The organism is Thalassotalea litorea, assembly GCF_043642205.1.
Taxonomy (GTDB): Bacteria; Pseudomonadota; Gammaproteobacteria; order Enterobacterales; family Alteromonadaceae; genus Thalassotalea_A; species Thalassotalea_A litorea.
Genome location: NZ_JBHZSG010000007.1, coordinates 1 through 17381 on the forward strand (window position 1 = coordinate 1; position 17381 = coordinate 17381).

General features: G+C 44.5%; 10 protein-coding genes, 1 rRNA gene and 1 riboswitch. Of the genes, 5 read left to right on the plus strand and 6 right to left on the minus strand.

The genetic code is table 11. The features are described from left to right. The 5 genes from rrf to tesB form a co-directional block, all read left to right on the plus strand. Window positions 1–76 (plus strand): 5S ribosomal RNA (rrf, locus tag ACHUFQ_RS16965); the annotation flags it as partial. Window positions 77–1728: 1652 nt separating this feature from the next. Continuing rightward, window positions 1729–3486 carry a monovalent cation:proton antiporter-2 (CPA2) family protein gene (locus ACHUFQ_RS05320; RefSeq protein WP_394173673.1) on the plus strand — a complete coding sequence of 586 codons (1758 nt, stop codon included), beginning with the start codon at window positions 1729–1731 and terminating at the stop codon, window positions 3484–3486. Between the two features lie 4 nt (window positions 3487–3490). Next, entirely contained in the window at window positions 3491–3958 is a 468-nt protein-coding gene (locus ACHUFQ_RS05325) for a DUF523 domain-containing protein (protein WP_394173674.1), read from the plus strand. A gap of 8 nt (window positions 3959–3966) precedes the next feature. Further along, window positions 3967–5769: a DUF885 domain-containing protein gene (locus ACHUFQ_RS05330; protein ID WP_394173905.1), complete on the plus strand. Its 1803-nt coding sequence runs from the start codon at window positions 3967–3969 to the stop codon at window positions 5767–5769. Window positions 5770–6088: 319 nt separating this feature from the next. Beyond that, window positions 6089–6204, minus strand: a riboswitch (cyclic di-GMP riboswitch). A gap of 281 nt (window positions 6205–6485) precedes the next feature. Further along, on the plus strand, window positions 6486–7343 hold the full coding sequence (tesB, locus tag ACHUFQ_RS05335; RefSeq protein ID WP_394173675.1) for an acyl-CoA thioesterase II: 858 nt from the start codon (window positions 6486–6488) through the stop codon (window positions 7341–7343). Window positions 7344–7358: 15 nt separating this feature from the next. On the opposite strand, the gene ACHUFQ_RS05340 is transcribed toward tesB, so the two are convergent. From ACHUFQ_RS05340 to ACHUFQ_RS05365, 6 genes are all read right to left on the minus strand, one after another. Further along, on the minus strand, window positions 7359–8606 hold the full coding sequence (locus ACHUFQ_RS05340; RefSeq protein ID WP_394173676.1) for a mechanosensitive ion channel family protein: 1248 nt from the start codon (window positions 8604–8606) through the stop codon (window positions 7359–7361). A gap of 80 nt (window positions 8607–8686) precedes the next feature. Then, window positions 8687–10333: a tetratricopeptide repeat-containing sulfotransferase family protein gene (locus tag ACHUFQ_RS05345; protein WP_394173678.1), complete on the minus strand. Its 1647-nt coding sequence runs from the start codon at window positions 10331–10333 to the stop codon at window positions 8687–8689. 113 nt (window positions 10334–10446) lie between these two features. Next, complete coding sequence (locus ACHUFQ_RS05350) at window positions 10447–12945, minus strand: TonB-dependent receptor (protein ID WP_394173680.1); 2499 nt, start codon at window positions 12943–12945, stop codon at window positions 10447–10449. 69 nt (window positions 12946–13014) lie between these two features. After that, window positions 13015–13887, minus strand: a complete 873-nt coding sequence (locus tag ACHUFQ_RS05355; RefSeq protein ID WP_394173682.1) for a carbon-nitrogen hydrolase family protein — start codon at window positions 13885–13887, stop codon at window positions 13015–13017. Between the two features lie 85 nt (window positions 13888–13972). After that, window positions 13973–15820, minus strand: coding sequence for a MocR-like pyridoxine biosynthesis transcription factor PdxR (pdxR, locus tag ACHUFQ_RS05360; protein ID WP_394173684.1), 1848 nt, complete (start codon window positions 15818–15820; stop codon window positions 13973–13975). A gap of 112 nt (window positions 15821–15932) precedes the next feature. Then, window positions 15933–17144, minus strand: a complete 1212-nt coding sequence (locus tag ACHUFQ_RS05365; protein ID WP_394173685.1) for an MFS transporter — start codon at window positions 17142–17144, stop codon at window positions 15933–15935. Between the last annotated feature and the right edge of the window lie 237 nt (window positions 17145–17381).

Below are 17381 nucleotides of genomic sequence, written 5' to 3' on the forward strand. Positions count from 1 at the left end.
CCGAACTCAGAAGTGAAACGCAATTGCGCCGATGGTAGTGTGGGGGTTCCCATGTGAGAGTAGGTCATCGCTAGGCTCCTAATTAACGCAAAAAGCCCACTCGATTGAGTGGGCTTTTTGCGTTAATAGAGCCGAGAAAACTTACTTTCGGGAACGCATGTGAGAGCAGCTCTGCGACGTTTAACCATCCATGAAACGTCGCTTTACCGTCCATCCCTGGACATAATCGCTAGGCCGAGTAAATATTAAATATCGGTTGAAGAATCAGAAAATTATAAAGCCCGCTCATTTGAGTGGTCTTTTTGCGTTAATAGGGCCGAGAAAACTTACTTGCGGGACGCATGTGAGAGCACCTCTGCGACGTTTTACCATCCATGAAACGTCGCTTTACCGTCCATCCCTGGACATCGTCGAAAAGTTGCTCCTCGATAACTGCTCCTGCGTTATTCTACCTGCATACATCCATGTATTTGTGCATATTCGACATTCACTACATCCCTGTAGCTTTGCGACGTTTTACCATCCATGAAACGTCGCTTTACCGTCCATCCCTGGACATAATCGCTAGGTCGCGTAAATATTCAATATTAGTTGATGTGTCATAGATAAAGTAACCCGCTCATTTGAGTGGGCTTTTCGCGTTTGAGGGAAGCTAGCGCAGGTGGAGAAAATACTCCCTGCGTCGCATTTTTGGGTGGAGTCTACCGAGGAGGTAGTAAACGCTCTCACCGTCGCGTTTAGGTTGCCCATTCTTCGAAATGCTTAGTATTTCGACTCCATCCTCAAAATGTCTTTTATTTTGACTCCTCCCTAAAACGCAGTAGCAATGCGTTATTGCGTTTTACTCCCTCGGCGCAGCAAATCATTAACCTGTACCGTCATTCCCAGACACTACTGGGAATCTAAAGTAAAAGCAGATCCCCACTTTCGTGAGGATGACGGAAGGGCTGAGGATAACGGGCGGGTGAGGATGACGAAGTTGTCACCTAAAAACCTGCTGGAACTAAGGTTTTATCCACCCGCGAAGCCTCCACCTTCGAATCGTTTTTTGGTTCGACTCCTCCCTAAAACGCAGTAGCAATGCGTTATTGCGTTTTACTCCCTCGGCGCAGCAAATCATTAACCTGTACCGTCATTCCCAGACACTACTGGGAATCTAAAGTAAAAGCAGATCCCCACTTTCGTGAGGATGACGGAAGGGCTGAGGATAACGGGCGGGTGAGGATGACGAAGTTGTCACCTAAAAACCTGCTGGAACTAAGGTTTTATCCACCCGCGAAGCCTCCACCTTCGAATCGTTTTTTGGTTCGACTCCACCTTCGAATCGTTTTTTGGTTCGACTCCACCCTCAAAATGTCTTTTATTTTGACTCCGCCCTAAAACGCAGTAGCAATGCGTTATTGCGTTTTACTCCCTCGGCGCAGCAAATCATCAACCTGTACCGTCATTCCCAGACACTACTGGGAATCTAAAGTAAAAGCAGATCCCCACTTTCGTGAGGATGACGGAAGGGCTGAGGATAACGGGCGGGTGAGGATGACGAAGTTGTCACCTAAAAACCTGCTGGAACTAAGGTTTTATCCACCCGCGAATCGTTTTTGATTCGACTCCAGCCTCAACACACCCTATCTGTTGGCCCCTTCTCTAACAAAAGGGACATCGTCAGATCTCCCCTTTACCTCCGTTTTCCATTACACTAAGTTAACATTTTTTTCATTTGCCCTTCTTATGAGTAATCTTGGCTTAGCGATAGTATTTTTGACCGCTGCGGTAATTGCCGTACCCTTTTTCACCCGCTTTAAACTTGGTTCAATACTCGGTTATCTGGCTGCAGGCATTATTATCGGCCCATCGGTTTTAGGCTTAATCAGTGACCCGGATCAGATTCTTCATTTCGCTGAATACGGCGTTGTGTTTTTGCTGTTTATTATTGGCCTGGAGCTAGACCCACAAAAACTATGGCGGATGCGAAATGACATTTTATTTATAGGTGGCGGGCAACTATTAATCACCACCTTGGTGATCTTTGGTGCCGTATTTTGGCTGCTACATGATGGCTTCAAAGTGCCATTGATTGTTGGCATGGCTTTAGCGTTATCCTCAACCGCATTCGCCATTCAATTAATGACGGAAAGGCGAGTCCTTAATACGCCGGTTGGCCAAAAAGGCTTTTCTATCTTACTCATGCAGGATATCGCGGTAATTCCTATTTTGTTATTGGTTGAAGCCCTGGCGGGTCGTTCCAATCCTGATGCTCCTGCCTGGTGGGTTTCAATCGCCGCTATTGTCTTCGTGTTGTTATCAGGGCGCTATTTTGTCAATCCATTTCTTCGTACCATGTCTAGATATGGTAGCAGTGAAGTGATGACCGCATCGGCTTTATTGATCGTAATGGCGACAGCATTATTGATGCAAATGGTCGGCTTATCAATGGGGATGGGCGCATTTACAGCCGGTATTCTATTGGCAAATTCAAGCTTTCGGCATCAGATGGAAGTGGAAATATCACCGTTTAAAGGCTTATTGCTGGGGTTATTCTTCATTGCTGTGGGGATGAAGTTAGACTTGGGTCTGTTATTAAAGGAACCTGGCATTATCATTGGTGCGGCGGTCGCCTTAATGGCGATGAAAACGTTAATCATTTATGGTTTGATTCGTTCTAGTACTGGATTAAAACGAGAGAAATTTAAATTGGCATTGATGTTATCACAAGGTGGGGAATTCGCTTTTGTGATTATGAGTTTCGCACTCAATCAAGGGGTTATTGATGGTGGTATGAACAATATGATTACTATCGTTGTTAGCCTGTCGATGGCATTGACGTCGCCTTTAATCTTATTGGTAGATAAGGTATTAAAAACCAGCGGTAGCGATCAAAACTATGATCAGGAAAAGGTGAGTCACGAACCTGAAGTTATCATTGCCGGTTTTGGTCGATTTGGACAAATCACCGGTCGAATCTTAACGGCAAACCGCATTAAATTTACCGCGCTTGATTACAACGCCGAGCATATCGAATTTGTAAGACAGTTCGGCAACAAAGTGTTCTTTGGCGATGCAACTAACTTAAAATTATTACAGGCAGCCGGTTTAGAGCATGCGAAAATCATGTTCATCGCGGCAGATAGTGATAAGCACGGTTTCGCAATTGCAAAAACTGTACGTGAACACTATCCAAATTTGAAAATAATCGCTCGAGCGAAAAGTCGGTTGAGTGTATTTAAGTACCGTGAAATGGGCGTAGAAACGACCGTTCGTGAAATGTTTGAAGGGAGTTTAAAAGCGGCGCAAATTGTATTGGAAGAATATGGTATTGATGAAGGCCGTGCGGAGTTTATGGTGAAGGTTTTCCGACGTCATGATGAAGAAATGCTGGAGCAAGCCTATCAGGCAAATGATAGATATGACTTTAATGAAGTATTAAAGGTTAGCCGCAAAGGCCGGGAGGAGTTAGAGTCTCTCTTTAATGGCGATAAGCTGGATTAATGGTATGGAAAAAATTCTGGTCAGTAGCTGTTTTCTCGGCAATCGAGTTCGTTATGATGGTAAGGCTAAAGCCTTGCTACATCCGCAATTGCAAACCTGGAAACAGCAAGGACGATTGGTCGTTATTTGCCCGGAAGTTGCTGGAGGTTTAACTGTGCCAAGGTCGCGGGCCGAACAGCAATCTGACCATGTTGTTGATGAACACGGCAAGGATGTTACTCAAGAATTTAAAGCGGGTGCTCAACATGCATTGAGTTTATGTCAGCAATATAACATCAAGTTTGCTCTGCTTAAGGAGTATTCACCGTCCTGCGGTTCAAAAAAAATATATGATGGAACGTTTTCTGGAAAAAAAATTCCTGGTAAGGGCGTCACCGCAGCGCTGCTGCATCAGCATAATATAAACGTATTTAGCGAAGAATCAGTGGAACAGCTGATCGCAATCGTTAATCAACAAGAAGGTAGCAATTAGTGAAGTTAATGAATTCTTTTATGGTGTTAACCATAACGCTCGGACTTACGGCTTGTAGTTCATCAACAACGACACAGAACAACCATTCTGATCGTTCATCTGTAAGTTCAACGAAGCAAAACAAGGCGTTAACGAATGCCGATCAGCAACTTGCAAAAATTATCTCCGATGAGCAATCATACCAAGATAGCCTTAATCCTTTTCAAAAAAACAGTGATCAGCTCTACTATGATGTTTCACCTCAAGCACTAGAAGCGCAGTTTCAACAGCACCTGATATTTAAACAAGGGTTAGATAATATTGATGTTACGAATTTGTCTCCAGAGAATCGAATTAACCATACAATTTTATTGTATAAACTAAATAATCAGATTGATAACTACCGCTTTAAAGAGCATTACATGCCACTTACCGCGGAAGCGGGTTTCCATGCTTACCTTCCCTATATGGTTGATCGCTCATCGTTCAAAACCGTTGAGGACTATGATACTTATTTAGCCCGATTGAATTATGTACCTGAGTATTTTCAACAACAGATTGCCTGGATGCAGCTTGGCCTGGATACCGGTCGTACTCAACCAAAAGTTGTACTAAAAGGGTTTGAAGACAGTATCAGTGCATTTATTGTTGAAGACGCAGAAACCAGCTCGTTTTATCGTCCTTTTACACAATTCCCTGAGCATTTTGATCAACCCACTCAGCAACGTTTGTCTGAGCAAGGCAAAAAGGCAATATTGGATGTGATTAATCCAACCTATCAAGGCTTTTATCGCTTTATGGTTGAGGACTATATCCCAAATGCTAGAAGTAATATTGCCGCCACATCATTACCAGACGGGCAAAATTTCTATCAAAATCGTATCGAATATTACACCACCTTAGATCTTAGCGCGGAAGAGGTACATCAGATTGGCTTAGAGGAAGTCGCGCGTATTCGCGCACAAATGGAACAAATTATTGATCGTGTTGGTTTTCAAGGCAGCTTCGCCGAGTTTGTGGAGTTTTTGCGCACCGATCCAAGATTTTATGCGAAGAGCGCAACCGAGCTGTTAAAAGAAGCCTCTTACATTGCTAAAAAGATGGATGCTCAGCTTCCGAAGCTTTTTAAAACCTTACCTCGCACACCCTACGGTGTCGTGCCAGTACCAGCGAGTATTGCACCTAAATATACAACGGGACGATATTCAGGGCCGAGTCGTGATGATCAAGCGGGTGAATATTGGGTAAATACCTATGCGTTGGACCGTCGACCCTTATATGTATTAGAAGCGCTCACCTTACACGAAGCGGTTCCAGGACACCATTTACAAGGTTCAATCGCCAGAGAAATGGAAAATGTGCCGAAATTCAGGCAGCGTACTTATATTTCCGCATTTGGCGAAGGTTGGGGGTTGTATAGTGAGTATCTGGGGATTGAAGCGGGTTTTTATCAGGACCCCTATTCTGATTTTGGCCGCCTGACCTATGAAATGTGGCGTGCAGCGAGACTCGTTGTGGATACCGGCATGCACAGCATGGGTTGGTCACGGGATAAAGCTATGAACTTTTTAGCCAGCAATACGGCATTATCCTTACATAATGTCAGAACCGAAATTGATCGCTATATCTCCTGGCCGGCACAGGCGCTTTCCTATAAATTAGGGGAAATCAAAATCAAGGCACTACGTGCAAAAACTGAGCAGGCTTTAGGAAAAGAGTTTGATTTGCGTGAATTCCATGATGAGATTTTGAAAAACGGTTCCCTACCCTTGTCATTATTAGAAACATTGATTGACGAATATATCGAAAGCGAGAAATCTCAGCTTAATTAACATTAAATTATTGCTCACACATTGAGCAGCCAACAGTTATTGAGTGCTCGTCTCTAATAGAGGCGGGCCATTACAATCTAAAGGAGTGAAACCCTGATGCTACCCTCTCCATAGCAAAAAGCCTGAAAACGCATGGTTGGGGTAAGATTTTTTGAAAATAGAAAATAGAAAATAGAAAATTTGCGATTTGTTGGTGCTTGAGTATAAGGGTATTTTCAACAGAAGAGATGTTTGGAATCAAGAGATAAGACAAGGCGCGCAAAGTTACACAATCAATAGACAGGTTACGCTTTATAGGAAAAGCCCCCACTATTTCTTACTCGGCGGTTCCGCTGTCATAAGTAGCTAATTTATACCATGAACTTATATAAATTAATTACCCTTAGACCGGTAACTTTGCGTCCCTAGCTTTCACTAGGTTTGCCTTGGACGAGCTTGTCAGCTCTTGATTGTTATTATATGGATCGAATTCCTTGTGTAAACCCCTTAATGCAATTTATTTTTAACATTATTGCGCGCTTGATCGTAACTATATGAAAATATTAGATAAAAAAGATTAAAAAAATGTGTGTTTTTTGATCGAAGATAAAGGTTTGTTGATGGATTGTTAAAAAGTGTAATCCAATTGTACCTAATTGTGCGGGATTTTTATGAAACTGCTGTGTTGTAAGTGATAGAATTTATTAGGTTCGTAGAAATTACATTAGGAAACTTTAATGAGTAACGTGTTAACTGAGCTTTTGGGCTTGTTAAGTCTGGAAAAGCTCGATACCAATTTGTTTTTGGGCCAAAGCCAGGATTTAGGTTTTAAAGCTGTATTTGGCGGTCAGGTGATTGGTCAGGCGTTATCTGCGGCTAAGCAAACGCTAACGGATGAGCGTAACCTACACTCATTTCACTGTTACTTTTTAAGGCCAGGCGATGCCAGTAAGCCAATCTCCTATTTAGTGGATATTACCCGAGATGGTAAAAGTTTTAGTACACGCCGGGTCCAAGCCATGCAAAACGGTAAAATTATTTATAATATGATGGCGTCATTTCAAATCGAAGAGCAAGGTTTCGAGCACCAGGATGAGATGCCAGAGGTGAGTCAGCCAGAAGATCTGCAAAGCTTACATGAATTGCAGCTCAGATATAAACCCCATATTCCCGAACATCTGCACAGTACTATTTTCGCGGAGCGTCCTATTGAATTTCGGCCGGTTAAAGAATATGACTGGCTAAACCCGAAAACATCGGAAGCTCGCAATCAAGTGTGGATGCGCGCTAAAGGGGATTTAGGCGATGACCCTAGAATTCATCGCTACGTTCTTGGTTATGCTTCTGATTATAATTTTCTGCCGACGTCAGTGCATCCCCATGGAAAGAATATCTGGTCGAAAGATTTCCAGATAGCCACCATTGATCATGCCATGTGGTTCCACCGCTCTTTCAGGTTTGATGATTGGTTGCTCTATGATATTGATAGCCCGTCGGCCAGCGGTGGCCGAGGCTTGGTACGCGGTAAAATATTTGACCGTCAGGGACGCCTGGTTGCGTCTACGATACAAGAAGGGGTAATTCGCCAGTATTAAAACTGGCGAGTTCTATCAATGCCGTAAGGCATTTTGCCAGTCGTAACCTGTGGGGCTTTGAAATAAACGTAACTCAAATAGCGGAGCGATGGCGAACAGGTGGTCAAAAACATCGGCCTGAATACCCTCATAATTAATCCAGTTCGTATCATTGCTGAAAAAGTATAGTTCCAGAGATACGCCGGTTTCGCTGGGTTTTAGTTGTCTGACCATGCAGGTCATTTCCGGATGAACTTTTGGATGATTTTTCAAGTAGGCAGTGATATAGGCTCTGAATGTACCGATATTGGTTAGTTTTCTAAGATTTGGGTTGTTTTCGTCTTGCTCGCCTTTTTGCGCATTATACGCTTCGACTTCCTGATGTTTTTGTTTTAAATAAGGTGTCAGTAGTTCGACTTTCAATAGTTTTTCCAGCAATTCTGTGGAGCAAAAATGGACACTGTTTAGGTCTATCTGGATGCAACGCTTGATTCTTCGGCCACCGGAGGCGGTCATTCCGCGCCAGTTTTTAAACGATTCACTGATCAACGCGTAGGTCGGAATTGTGGTGACGGTGTTGTCCCAGTTTTTCACCTTAACTGTATTTAGCGCTATTTCCAGCACATCACCATCGGCGCCATATTGAGGCATTTCAATCCAATCGCCAGGTGCAACCATCTTATTCGCGGATATTTGCACGCTGGCCACGAGTCCTTTGATGGTATCTTGAAATACTAATAATAAAACGGCGGTTAAGGCACCCAAACCACTAAGCAGGTAAATCGGCGATTTGTCGATGATGGTGGCAATAGCTAAGATAATCGCTACCATATAGACCGCTAGCTTCAACACCTGAATGGTGGCATTTAGTGGTAAATATTTTTCTTTGCTGGATTCCTGAAACGCCGTATTGGTGACATTTAAAAGCGAACTGATGCTGCGGGCTACCTGAATCGCCAATGCGACTTTCGCAAAAATTTCAACCACGTTAAGCAACAACGCATGTTGACGAAGAAATACCGGACTGAGGACCAATAATATAGTAATGGGTACCAGCCAGGCGATACGGCTAAATACACTGTGCTGAATGAGTAAATCATCCCATTTATTGGCAGACTTACTAACCAGTTTGTGGACGAAATTGAGTACCTGATGGCGGGCAATATAAAAGCCCAGCCAACATAATGTGAGCAGAATGACGATGCCTATACCTAAAGATACTGGCTCGATGTAATCTGCTGGTAAGCCCTGCTCAACCAGCCACTGTTGTACGTTGGTAATCAAATCTATTGCCCTTTCATTCACGTCTGGTGAATTATGATATTTAATTTCAATTGGTTAAGCAAAATTGAATGCGATACTGGCTAAAGGTTTATCCCCGCCTGTTCAAGGTACTTTTGCAAAGGTGCCAATTCCGTTTCGAAATGCCGCCACTTTTCTATCGAATCCCGATAGAATCCTTGTCTGACCTGCGTTGCGCTTGCTGTCGTAGTTGCCTGATGATTTTTGTCAAATTGCAGGCATTTTTCTTCAAATTCAAGATCGCAATATGCCAGCATAGCCTTCGTTTGGTACTGCGGGTTGGCAAGTAAATCTTCATAGCGAATGGTGTAGATATGCTTTCCTAAGGTATTGAGCCAATGTTGCATCAATTGATGATGGGCAACGTAATATGCTCCAAGTTCATTTAGGTTGTAAGAGAATGGATAGCCTTGGGTAAACAAGTGTTTGTATATGGCGTAACAGGTGTCCATTGGATTTCGTTGCACCAATATCATTTTCGCGCCTGGGATGGCTCCTTTGATTAGTCCTGCATTGAGGGAGTTTAACGGTAATTTATCAATGAAATGTGATGTATTCTGCCAATAAGGCTCGGTGGATTGTAAGTAAGCTTTTCCTAGGGGGTTAAGGTTGAGTTTACGCGCACATTCAATGACTTGTAACTTATCTTTAGGCTTTACCTGTAATTGCGCCGATATTTGTTGCATTAACTGCCAGGAAAAATGATTCAATTCTCCGGCACTGGTAACCCGAGAATGATTACTCAGAATTCGTTCCACTAATGTTGAACCGGTCCGCGGCAAGCCAAAGATAAATATCGGTGTTGCACGTTGCGTCTCAGGGGGGCACGTTGAGGGTGCGGTGATGCCATTAATGAACTGACGATCAAACGTTTTGCGGATCGCCGTTAAGGCATTAATGTCACTTTTGACATCATAGCGAATGCTTTGTCGTCGACGTTGAGCGCCGATGTTTAAGCACTTAAAACTTTCCGAATAGTTTTTAAGATCTTCAAATTCCTTCGCCAGGCTATAGCAAATTTGCGATGTTTGTAGCGGGTTAAGTGCTTTTGTCTTGAGTGTGGATTGCAATTGCTGCAGATGATTGTTATCTGCGGTTTGCTTTCTTAAACTTGAGCGCAATAGCATGGCTTCCGTATCGAGCGGCGCCAATGCCAGTGCCTTGTCCAGACTGTCTTCAGAAGATTTTATGTGACCCAGGTAGCGTTGCACCGAACCTAGATTAAAATAGAGCTGAGCGCGCGACTGTGGCGCAGTTTCGATGCTAAGCATGGCCAGATAGCAAGCCTCGGCCACGCTATAGTCGGCAAGCTTATTAGCGACATCGGCCAACTCTACCAGCAAGTCCATGGAATCTGGAAACGAGGTGATTTGTGCCAATTGTTCCTTGCCGTCTGTGATTCGATTCAATAACCACAGAATATGAGCTTTGTGAATCCGCCAATGTGCAATCTGTGGCGCAATGCTAATCGCGTTTTCGATACATTGTAAGGCGTGCTCAGCGCGCTTTAACTGAAACAATAAAAAGCTATATGCATACCAGCCATGATCATAGTCTTTATACTGCTCGGTAAATTTATGGCATGCATCAAGAGCGGCTTGGGCCGAGCGTTGATTGATCAACTGCCAAATATTATCGAGCTGTTTTTCACGCTGATGATGCGACTCGGCACTTGACTGGTGGTCCAAAGTTATATGGGGAAATGTCATGAATAATTCGTTGGCTTTTTAATCTACTTTAGCGAAGTTATTGATCCTTGGGAATAGGCAAAGAAAAAGAGCCAGACTAAGCTGGCTCTTTTTAGCTTTTACAAGTCGTATTGTTAAAAACGATATGTCGCAGCTACGCCAATGGTGCGCGGCAAGCTGATATAGTCTTTTGAAGAGTTTCCATAGTAGCTCTCACTCGGATCGGTGCCCATATGTCCTTGGGTAATGACACCAGTGACCCCTTCTTCGTTGGTAATGTTCTTCACATATAAACTGATATCCCAGTTTTCGGTACTTAATCGTGTGCTTGCATTAATCAAGGTAAAACTGTCGATTTCTGCTTGGCGTGGGTTGGCATCCGGACCGCTGACATCACCATACCAGTTTAAAGAATCCGATTGGTAATACATATTTGCCTGGGTGATCCAGTACCAACCGTTATCAAGGCTGTAGGTATAATCCAGACTGAAACTTAACGTATGCTCTGGAGCCAGTGGCAGTTGTTCACCATCTTTGGCGGTGACGGATAACGGATCTTCAACCCAAACCGGAGAAGGCGTCAGAAAATCTCCGGTCAGTTCAGCGTTGACATAAGCATAGCCGAGCACATAACGAAGATCGTCACCTAAGTAACCTTCCAATTCGAGTTCCACACCCGATGTTTCCGCGGAATCACCATTAGCAACCGTAAAGAAACCCCAGGAAGATGCGGTATTCAGTTGCGGGTCCTGCCAGTCCATCAGGAATAACGACGCGGTATAACCGTGATTGTTATCTCCCAAGAATCCTTTTACTCCGACCTCATAGTTGGTGGTAGAATCTGAAAAATACTGCTGCCATTCCGGGCGCTCTTCCAGACTGCCATCAAGAGGCACAGCATTGGCGCCGCCACGGCGATACCCTTCAGCAACCGTAGCATAAAGCATGGTGTCTTCACCGATATCCCAGGACACATTAGCTTTAAATAACGTGTCGCTGTCATCCTCACCGAAGCTAGGCTCATCACCTAAGAAAGGCCAAATAGGTAATGATAGAACGGTGTCGTTGTTCGACTCATTTTCAAATGCTCGCATACCAAACGTAGCGCGAAAATCATCGGTAAAGTGGTAAGTTAATTCACCGAAAATAGCGGTGTCTTTGAAGCTTTCGTCGCGAATATAATGGAAGTCGTTATCGGTATAGACCATACCAAAATCTCCCATGATGCCCCACCAATCAAACGCAGCATTTGCCCATTGCTGGTAACCTGGCATATAACTGTCCTGGTAAACTTTACGGTCCTGATCCATGTAATACAGACCTACGACCCAGTCCATGTTCGCAACCCGTTCGTTTGATACCAGGCGTAATTCCTGGACGAAGGCGTCTTCTTCATAGCCTCGGGTGGCAATAGCGATTGGACGAGGAGCACCGTAATAAAGCCCGGTAAACCATTTTTGTTGTGCATAGAAACCCGTATTATCGCTTAAGGCTTCGCCTTCGTTGTCATACATTGAAGACGATGACGTTAGAGTCGCAAATCCCAGGTTCCATTCAATTTCCAGTGCCGTCAACGACACGTCCCGCTCCGAAGGTTCAAGTACAGCGGCGCCATTTTCATATTCACCATATTCGGTTGGCACGCGCTCGCCATCGACTTGTTCGGTCCAATGCACACCACGGGTTACTTGTCGGCGGCCACCGGTCTCATCACTTTGATACTGGTATGACAATAAGAAATTCAGGTCATCTGTGGCTTCAAAAGCCAGAGCAACGCGACCATAGTCAATGTCGACTGTATCGGCGTCTTCTTTCGTCATAAATACCGGATCGCCAGTTGCAATGTCGCCATTTGCCGGTACCGGCGTCATCTGGCCTTCATCACGCATGTAAGGACTACCACTGCCATAATCGACAGGTTGTAGTTCATATAGTGTGGTGTAATCAATGATCCCATCGTTATCGATCATGCCGAAATTACCGCGAAATGCGAGCTTGTCGCCAAGTGGAATATTCAAGACGACATCACCGGTAAGATTATTACCCTCTGAGCCATCAGTCTGACTATAGGTAAAATTTACACTGCCACTGAATTCTTCCGTATCCGGACGATTCATGCGGTACTTAACCGTACCCGCTAACGAACCTGATCCGTATAACGTTCCTTGTGGGCCACGAAGTACCTCAACCTGCTCGATATCTTTAAGAATGAAGTTGGCAAATATTGGCGTTTCATTAACATAGGTTGCAACCGTTGGTACGGCAGAGAGTGGAACATCACCATTGGCACCACTATCGACGTTAACACCGCGGATCACGATGGAGTTGACTGTACCAGAATTTCGATAGCCCCGATCAACAACGGTGATGCCCGCAACATTCCGCATTAATTCACTGGCATCAACAATTTGATTGTTTTCCAGCTCATCACCAGATATCGCAGAAATGTTATACGGTACTTCTTTGATGTTTTGAGCGCGTCGGTTGGCGGTTACTTCGATAACTTCCATACCAGATTTTTGCGCACTCTCTTCGGCAATTGCCACCGGTGAACCGGCCAAAATGCCAGCAGAACTCAGTGCGATGGCAACTTGCGAAAGTTTGAAACTCAGGTTTTTGTTATTGATTCTCATGGGTTTAATCTCGCTGGTTTATTCTATTAATAATGTATTGGTTTATCGATTTCAGGGTTAGTACCAGAATTAATTTTCTGATGAGTCCAGAACGCGGCCTTGCGATTTTTGCAATGGTCCAAGCTTACTAAGCGCACTGGCGCTCAGTTTTTTGTGATACTGAGGAAACTCGATTTGTTTATCTCTAAAGCTTTTCAATGGTTGCCCCAGGCCTTGCCAGCCTTGCTCGCGCACACGACGTATGTAATCAAAGTCAACTTCAAATAAAATCAGTTCCTGATTGGTATCGGCCTGATGAATGACTTCACCGCCAGGTCCGACGATTATGGATTTACCAACCGCCATTTCACCCGCTGCGTTTATGTCCACCATATAGCACTGGTTGGTCGCAGCATTGGCCCGACAAATGGATAATTCCACGTCGCGATCAATGGTGTTGGTCAGGGTTGGATGGATAATGACTTCCGCCCCCTGGTAACAAAGCGCTCGTATTGTTTCGGGAAACCACATGTCATAGCAGATAGAAATTCCGAAACAGCCAACCCCGGGAATATTAAAGGTAGTGAATTCATTGCCACTGGATATCCCGGTTTCGTATGGCAGGAACGGATAAATCTTTTGGTATCGACAAATCACTTCACCGCTCGGATCAATCACTGAGCAGGTGTTATAAATCTTGTCATCAATTCGCTGATATAACGATCCCGTTACCAGGTAGATATTGCATTCCCTTGCCAGCTGGCAATAACGCTGTTCGGCATCCCCTGGCATCGGTTGAGCGTATCGAGGCGCCGCCCCGAAGGTGGCAAGCTCAGAAAGTACCACCATATCGAGTTGTGCGAAGCGGTTCTTTGCAGCCACTACCTGTTGTTGAATACGGTAGAAGTTATCTTCGTTATTGACGAGATTGAGTTGCAACCCGGCAATCATAAATGTCGACATGTAGACGCATCTCCTTGTCCTACAATGGGAAAATAATAAATCTTTAGTAACGTTAAAGAATTTAGGAGAACGTCGGTAGAGCCAGTTACGGAGTTTTGGTTAAGCCAAGCATTGATGGAGGAGTGGATTGAGGAGATTTTTTGGTAAAAAACGCACTATCGACCAGTTTATCGTTTCTGAGCCAGAATATTTGTTTGCCCTGAACCGCAATATTGAAGCCAAGTACCTCGCCATAGGACCAGTTTTTCCATTGTCGGTACCAGGTATTACCTTCCAGCCACCATTGTCCGGTATCGGTTTTTTCATTGTGGTGACCTTCCCAGCCTTGCATCTTGCCATCAGCGGAAAGTTTTATGCGATAAGGTTCGCCAAACACGGTACGGCCAATAAATTCGCAGTTCGCGAGAAAGTCTGCCAATTGCTCAGCAGCGAGTGGTTGTGCTTGTAAAGGCAGGCTTTCAACTTCCGCGTCCTGATTTTGCCGGAATATCTGCGCCAGTAACTCAACACCCGGTCGAATTTTTCCTACTTCGATACTGCTGACACCGAGACGAAAATAACGTTCTGGTTTATTCTGTTTGCCGTAATAGCGGGTAACCGATTCAATCAAAATACCTTTTTTTGCGGCTTGAGTTGCAAACTCCTGACTATTGAGGTGCTTAGGTCCTTTGATCCAGCAGGCGCTGCCACCTACGCTATGCGAGGTTACGATTTGCGTGGGTAAATAATGATTTAGCGCTTCGCGCAGTTCCTGCCAGCGCTGTTGTAAAGTCTGGTTAATTTTGCGCATCACCGTATCGTAATAGCCAAGGGAGATAAACAGCGCCATCGTACGTTGATTGTTAGCTGGGGGATGACGAACCGATAATGATCTCAGGTTTCTTGCGGCTTTGATAAATTCCGCACTGGCGACCATGTAACCGATCCTTAAGCCAGGCGCGACCACCTTTGAAAAACTCGACAGATAGATAACACGGCCTTGTGAATCGAGACTTTTTATCGCCGGATGCGGATTGCTGACAAAATTTGCTTCACACTCATAGTCATCTTCTATGATCACAAAATCATGTTCATTGGCCTTGGCAATTAATTGTTCGCGCCGGGTTTGCGACAACGTAACCGCGGTTGGGACCTGATGACTGGGAGTCGTGTAAACGGCATCGACATGGTTGTTTATTTCCTCAACCATAATGCCTTTGTTATCGACGTCAACCAAATCAACGGCAGCACCTCTGTGCTCTGCTAACTTTCTCATACCCGAGTAACCGGGCTCTTCCATTGCCAGCAATGTTTGCTGGTTAAGCAATAATTCACTGAGTAAATATAACCCTTGCTGCGAGCCAATGGTGATCAGTATTTCCTCGGGCTCGGCAAAAATACCGCGTCTTGGTAATACTTTGGTTCGAATTTCTTCTATCAGAAATAAATCATCCTGAGAGCCACTGTCATTGGCCCAGGTGTTAATTTCATTGATATTCATCGTCAAACGAGAGCATTCCCGCCAGGGGTTTACCGGGAATAGGGTGAGATCGAATTGACCCGCAAGGAATGGATAAGGGTATTCTTGCCAGTTATCAGGATATGGGGGAAGAGATTTACTTTTGTCGATCGGCTTTATCCGAGTCGACCAATGGCATTGTTCTTTACTGGGTTGGACTTTGGCCGAATACTCAAAGCGGGCATTGAGGTTTTCACTGACATAAATCCCGCTGCGTTCTTTGGAGATTAAGTAACCTTCATCGGTAAGCTGTTGATAGGCAAAGACAACGGTATTTCGGGCTACATCAAGTTGCTCAGCAAGTTTCCTCGAAGACGGCATCTTACTCCCCGCGGGAAAATAACCGTGAGTAATTGCCTCAATCAGTTTTTGCTTTATTTGTTGTTGTAAGCTGATATTGGTATCAGCTTCCAGAGCGAATAGATGCTGCAGCATAACCTGAATCTAATTATTGTTTATAAATTAGACTACTCAACATCGGTTTTCGTTGCAACTAAAGAAAATTCATGTATTTAGCAATGGCTTATTAACGCTTGATGGCCATCTTTTAAGCATGGTTTTCTCGATCGACTAGGCGTGCCGGCCACCACGCTGCGATCATCGATAAGATAAGGGCCAGTACGGCGATATTAATCAGGACGCCATAGCTAAAACCGGCGACCATCAACGCTGCGACCATAGGGCCTGATGCCAGCCCCATTTTGGAGGCGAAACCACCCAAAGCCGCCATTTGTCCTTGACGATCGAACTCTGAACATAGGCCAAGAATGTATGGGATCACAAATGCCCAGGCGACTGCAATATTGATATTGGCGAGCCAAAATGCCCATTCCTGTTCAGAAAAATGTAAACCCAGAGTGCTAATGGCGGTGAAAATAATGCCGATAACTAAAGGTAACCCCCGACCAAATCGGGTCGATAGCCACACAACCAGTAAAGAGCCAAGAATGCCAAACCAGGCGGATACACCAATAATGGTGGATATCAGTTCGGTTTCTAGTCCTGCGACTTTACCCAGATCAATGATATACGCGTAGAGTCCCATATTTGCGGCCTGGAACAAAAACAGCGCAAGCAACGCTGCTGACAAGGGTAATTTGCGGATCGATTGCTGCTCCCCTTTTTCTGGGTTGGCATTTTTTTCATATTGAGGAATAAAAGGCAACATGCATAAAGTACAGATAGAAAAAGCGATAAGCGATGAAAATAAAATCGCAGTGCCAAATTCAGGTACCAATGGTGGAATATAAATAACTCCAACGCCACCCAGGCCAAATTGCACCAATAAGAGAATCCCGAAGGTTTTATCGGCTTCTTTGGTGCGGGCGATAATGGAAAAACCAACGCCAACCAACATACCGCCAATAGCCCCATGGAGAAAACGCAGTAACATTAGCGGTGTGGGTTCATTGATAAACATGGAAAAGACGTCTGAGATCATCAACGCGACAAGCAATACCACGGAGGTTTTCCGCCAGGACCAGATTTTAACAATAAATACCGCGGCAAAAGCCCCAAGCGCCGCACCATAAACATTAAATGAAGCCACCAAGCCGGCATCGCGTTTACTAAATCCTAATGCTTCGATAAGTCCGGAAACCAGCGCCGGCATGATATTCACATAAAATAACCCTGCCGTTGCTAAAAACGCCAACATAGTGCGAGCCAGCATGCCATCGGGATTGACGTTGTTACCCCATGATAACCAGGAATCATTACTCACGTTGTTATCGACTGGCACGGATTGCGTTGGCTGCATATTACATCCCTATATAAGTTAGTGTTAGACAGGCTTTCCCTGTTTAATCCATTCAGATTACCATTATCAAGTTCGCTTGTTAGCGCCAGATTTCGATCTTTTTTGAGTCCAGTTTGATTTTTATTGTTAAAAGCCAGTAAAAACAAGGGATTTGCGGTGATTTTACACTTGCTTAACATCTGTGTTTTTTTTATTCTAAATCGATAGGGTTTTTCTACTCGCACCGATAATTATCGC

Bases quoted from the DNA above. Each gene is read 5' to 3' on its own strand.
- ACHUFQ_RS05350 (WP_394173680.1), bottom strand. From the start codon at position 12,945: ATGAGAATCAATAACAAAAACCTGAGTTTCAAACTTTCGCAAGTTGCC.
- tesB (WP_394173675.1), top strand. From the start codon at position 6,486: ATGAGTAACGTGTTAACTGAGCTTTTGGGCTTGTTAAGTCTGGAAAAG.
- ACHUFQ_RS05355 (WP_394173682.1), bottom strand. From the start codon at position 13,887: ATGTCGACATTTATGATTGCCGGGTTGCAACTCAATCTCGTCAATAAC.
- ACHUFQ_RS05345 (WP_394173678.1), bottom strand. From the start codon at position 10,333: ATGACATTTCCCCATATAACTTTGGACCACCAGTCAAGTGCCGAGTCG.
- ACHUFQ_RS05365 (WP_394173685.1), bottom strand. From the start codon at position 17,144: ATGCAGCCAACGCAATCCGTGCCAGTCGATAACAACGTGAGTAATGAT.
- pdxR (WP_394173684.1), bottom strand. From the start codon at position 15,820: ATGCTGCAGCATCTATTCGCTCTGGAAGCTGATACCAATATCAGCTTA.
- ACHUFQ_RS05330 (WP_394173905.1), top strand. From the start codon at position 3,967: ATGAATTCTTTTATGGTGTTAACCATAACGCTCGGACTTACGGCTTGT.
- ACHUFQ_RS05325 (WP_394173674.1), top strand. From the start codon at position 3,491: ATGGAAAAAATTCTGGTCAGTAGCTGTTTTCTCGGCAATCGAGTTCGT.
- ACHUFQ_RS05320 (WP_394173673.1), top strand. From the start codon at position 1,729: ATGAGTAATCTTGGCTTAGCGATAGTATTTTTGACCGCTGCGGTAATT.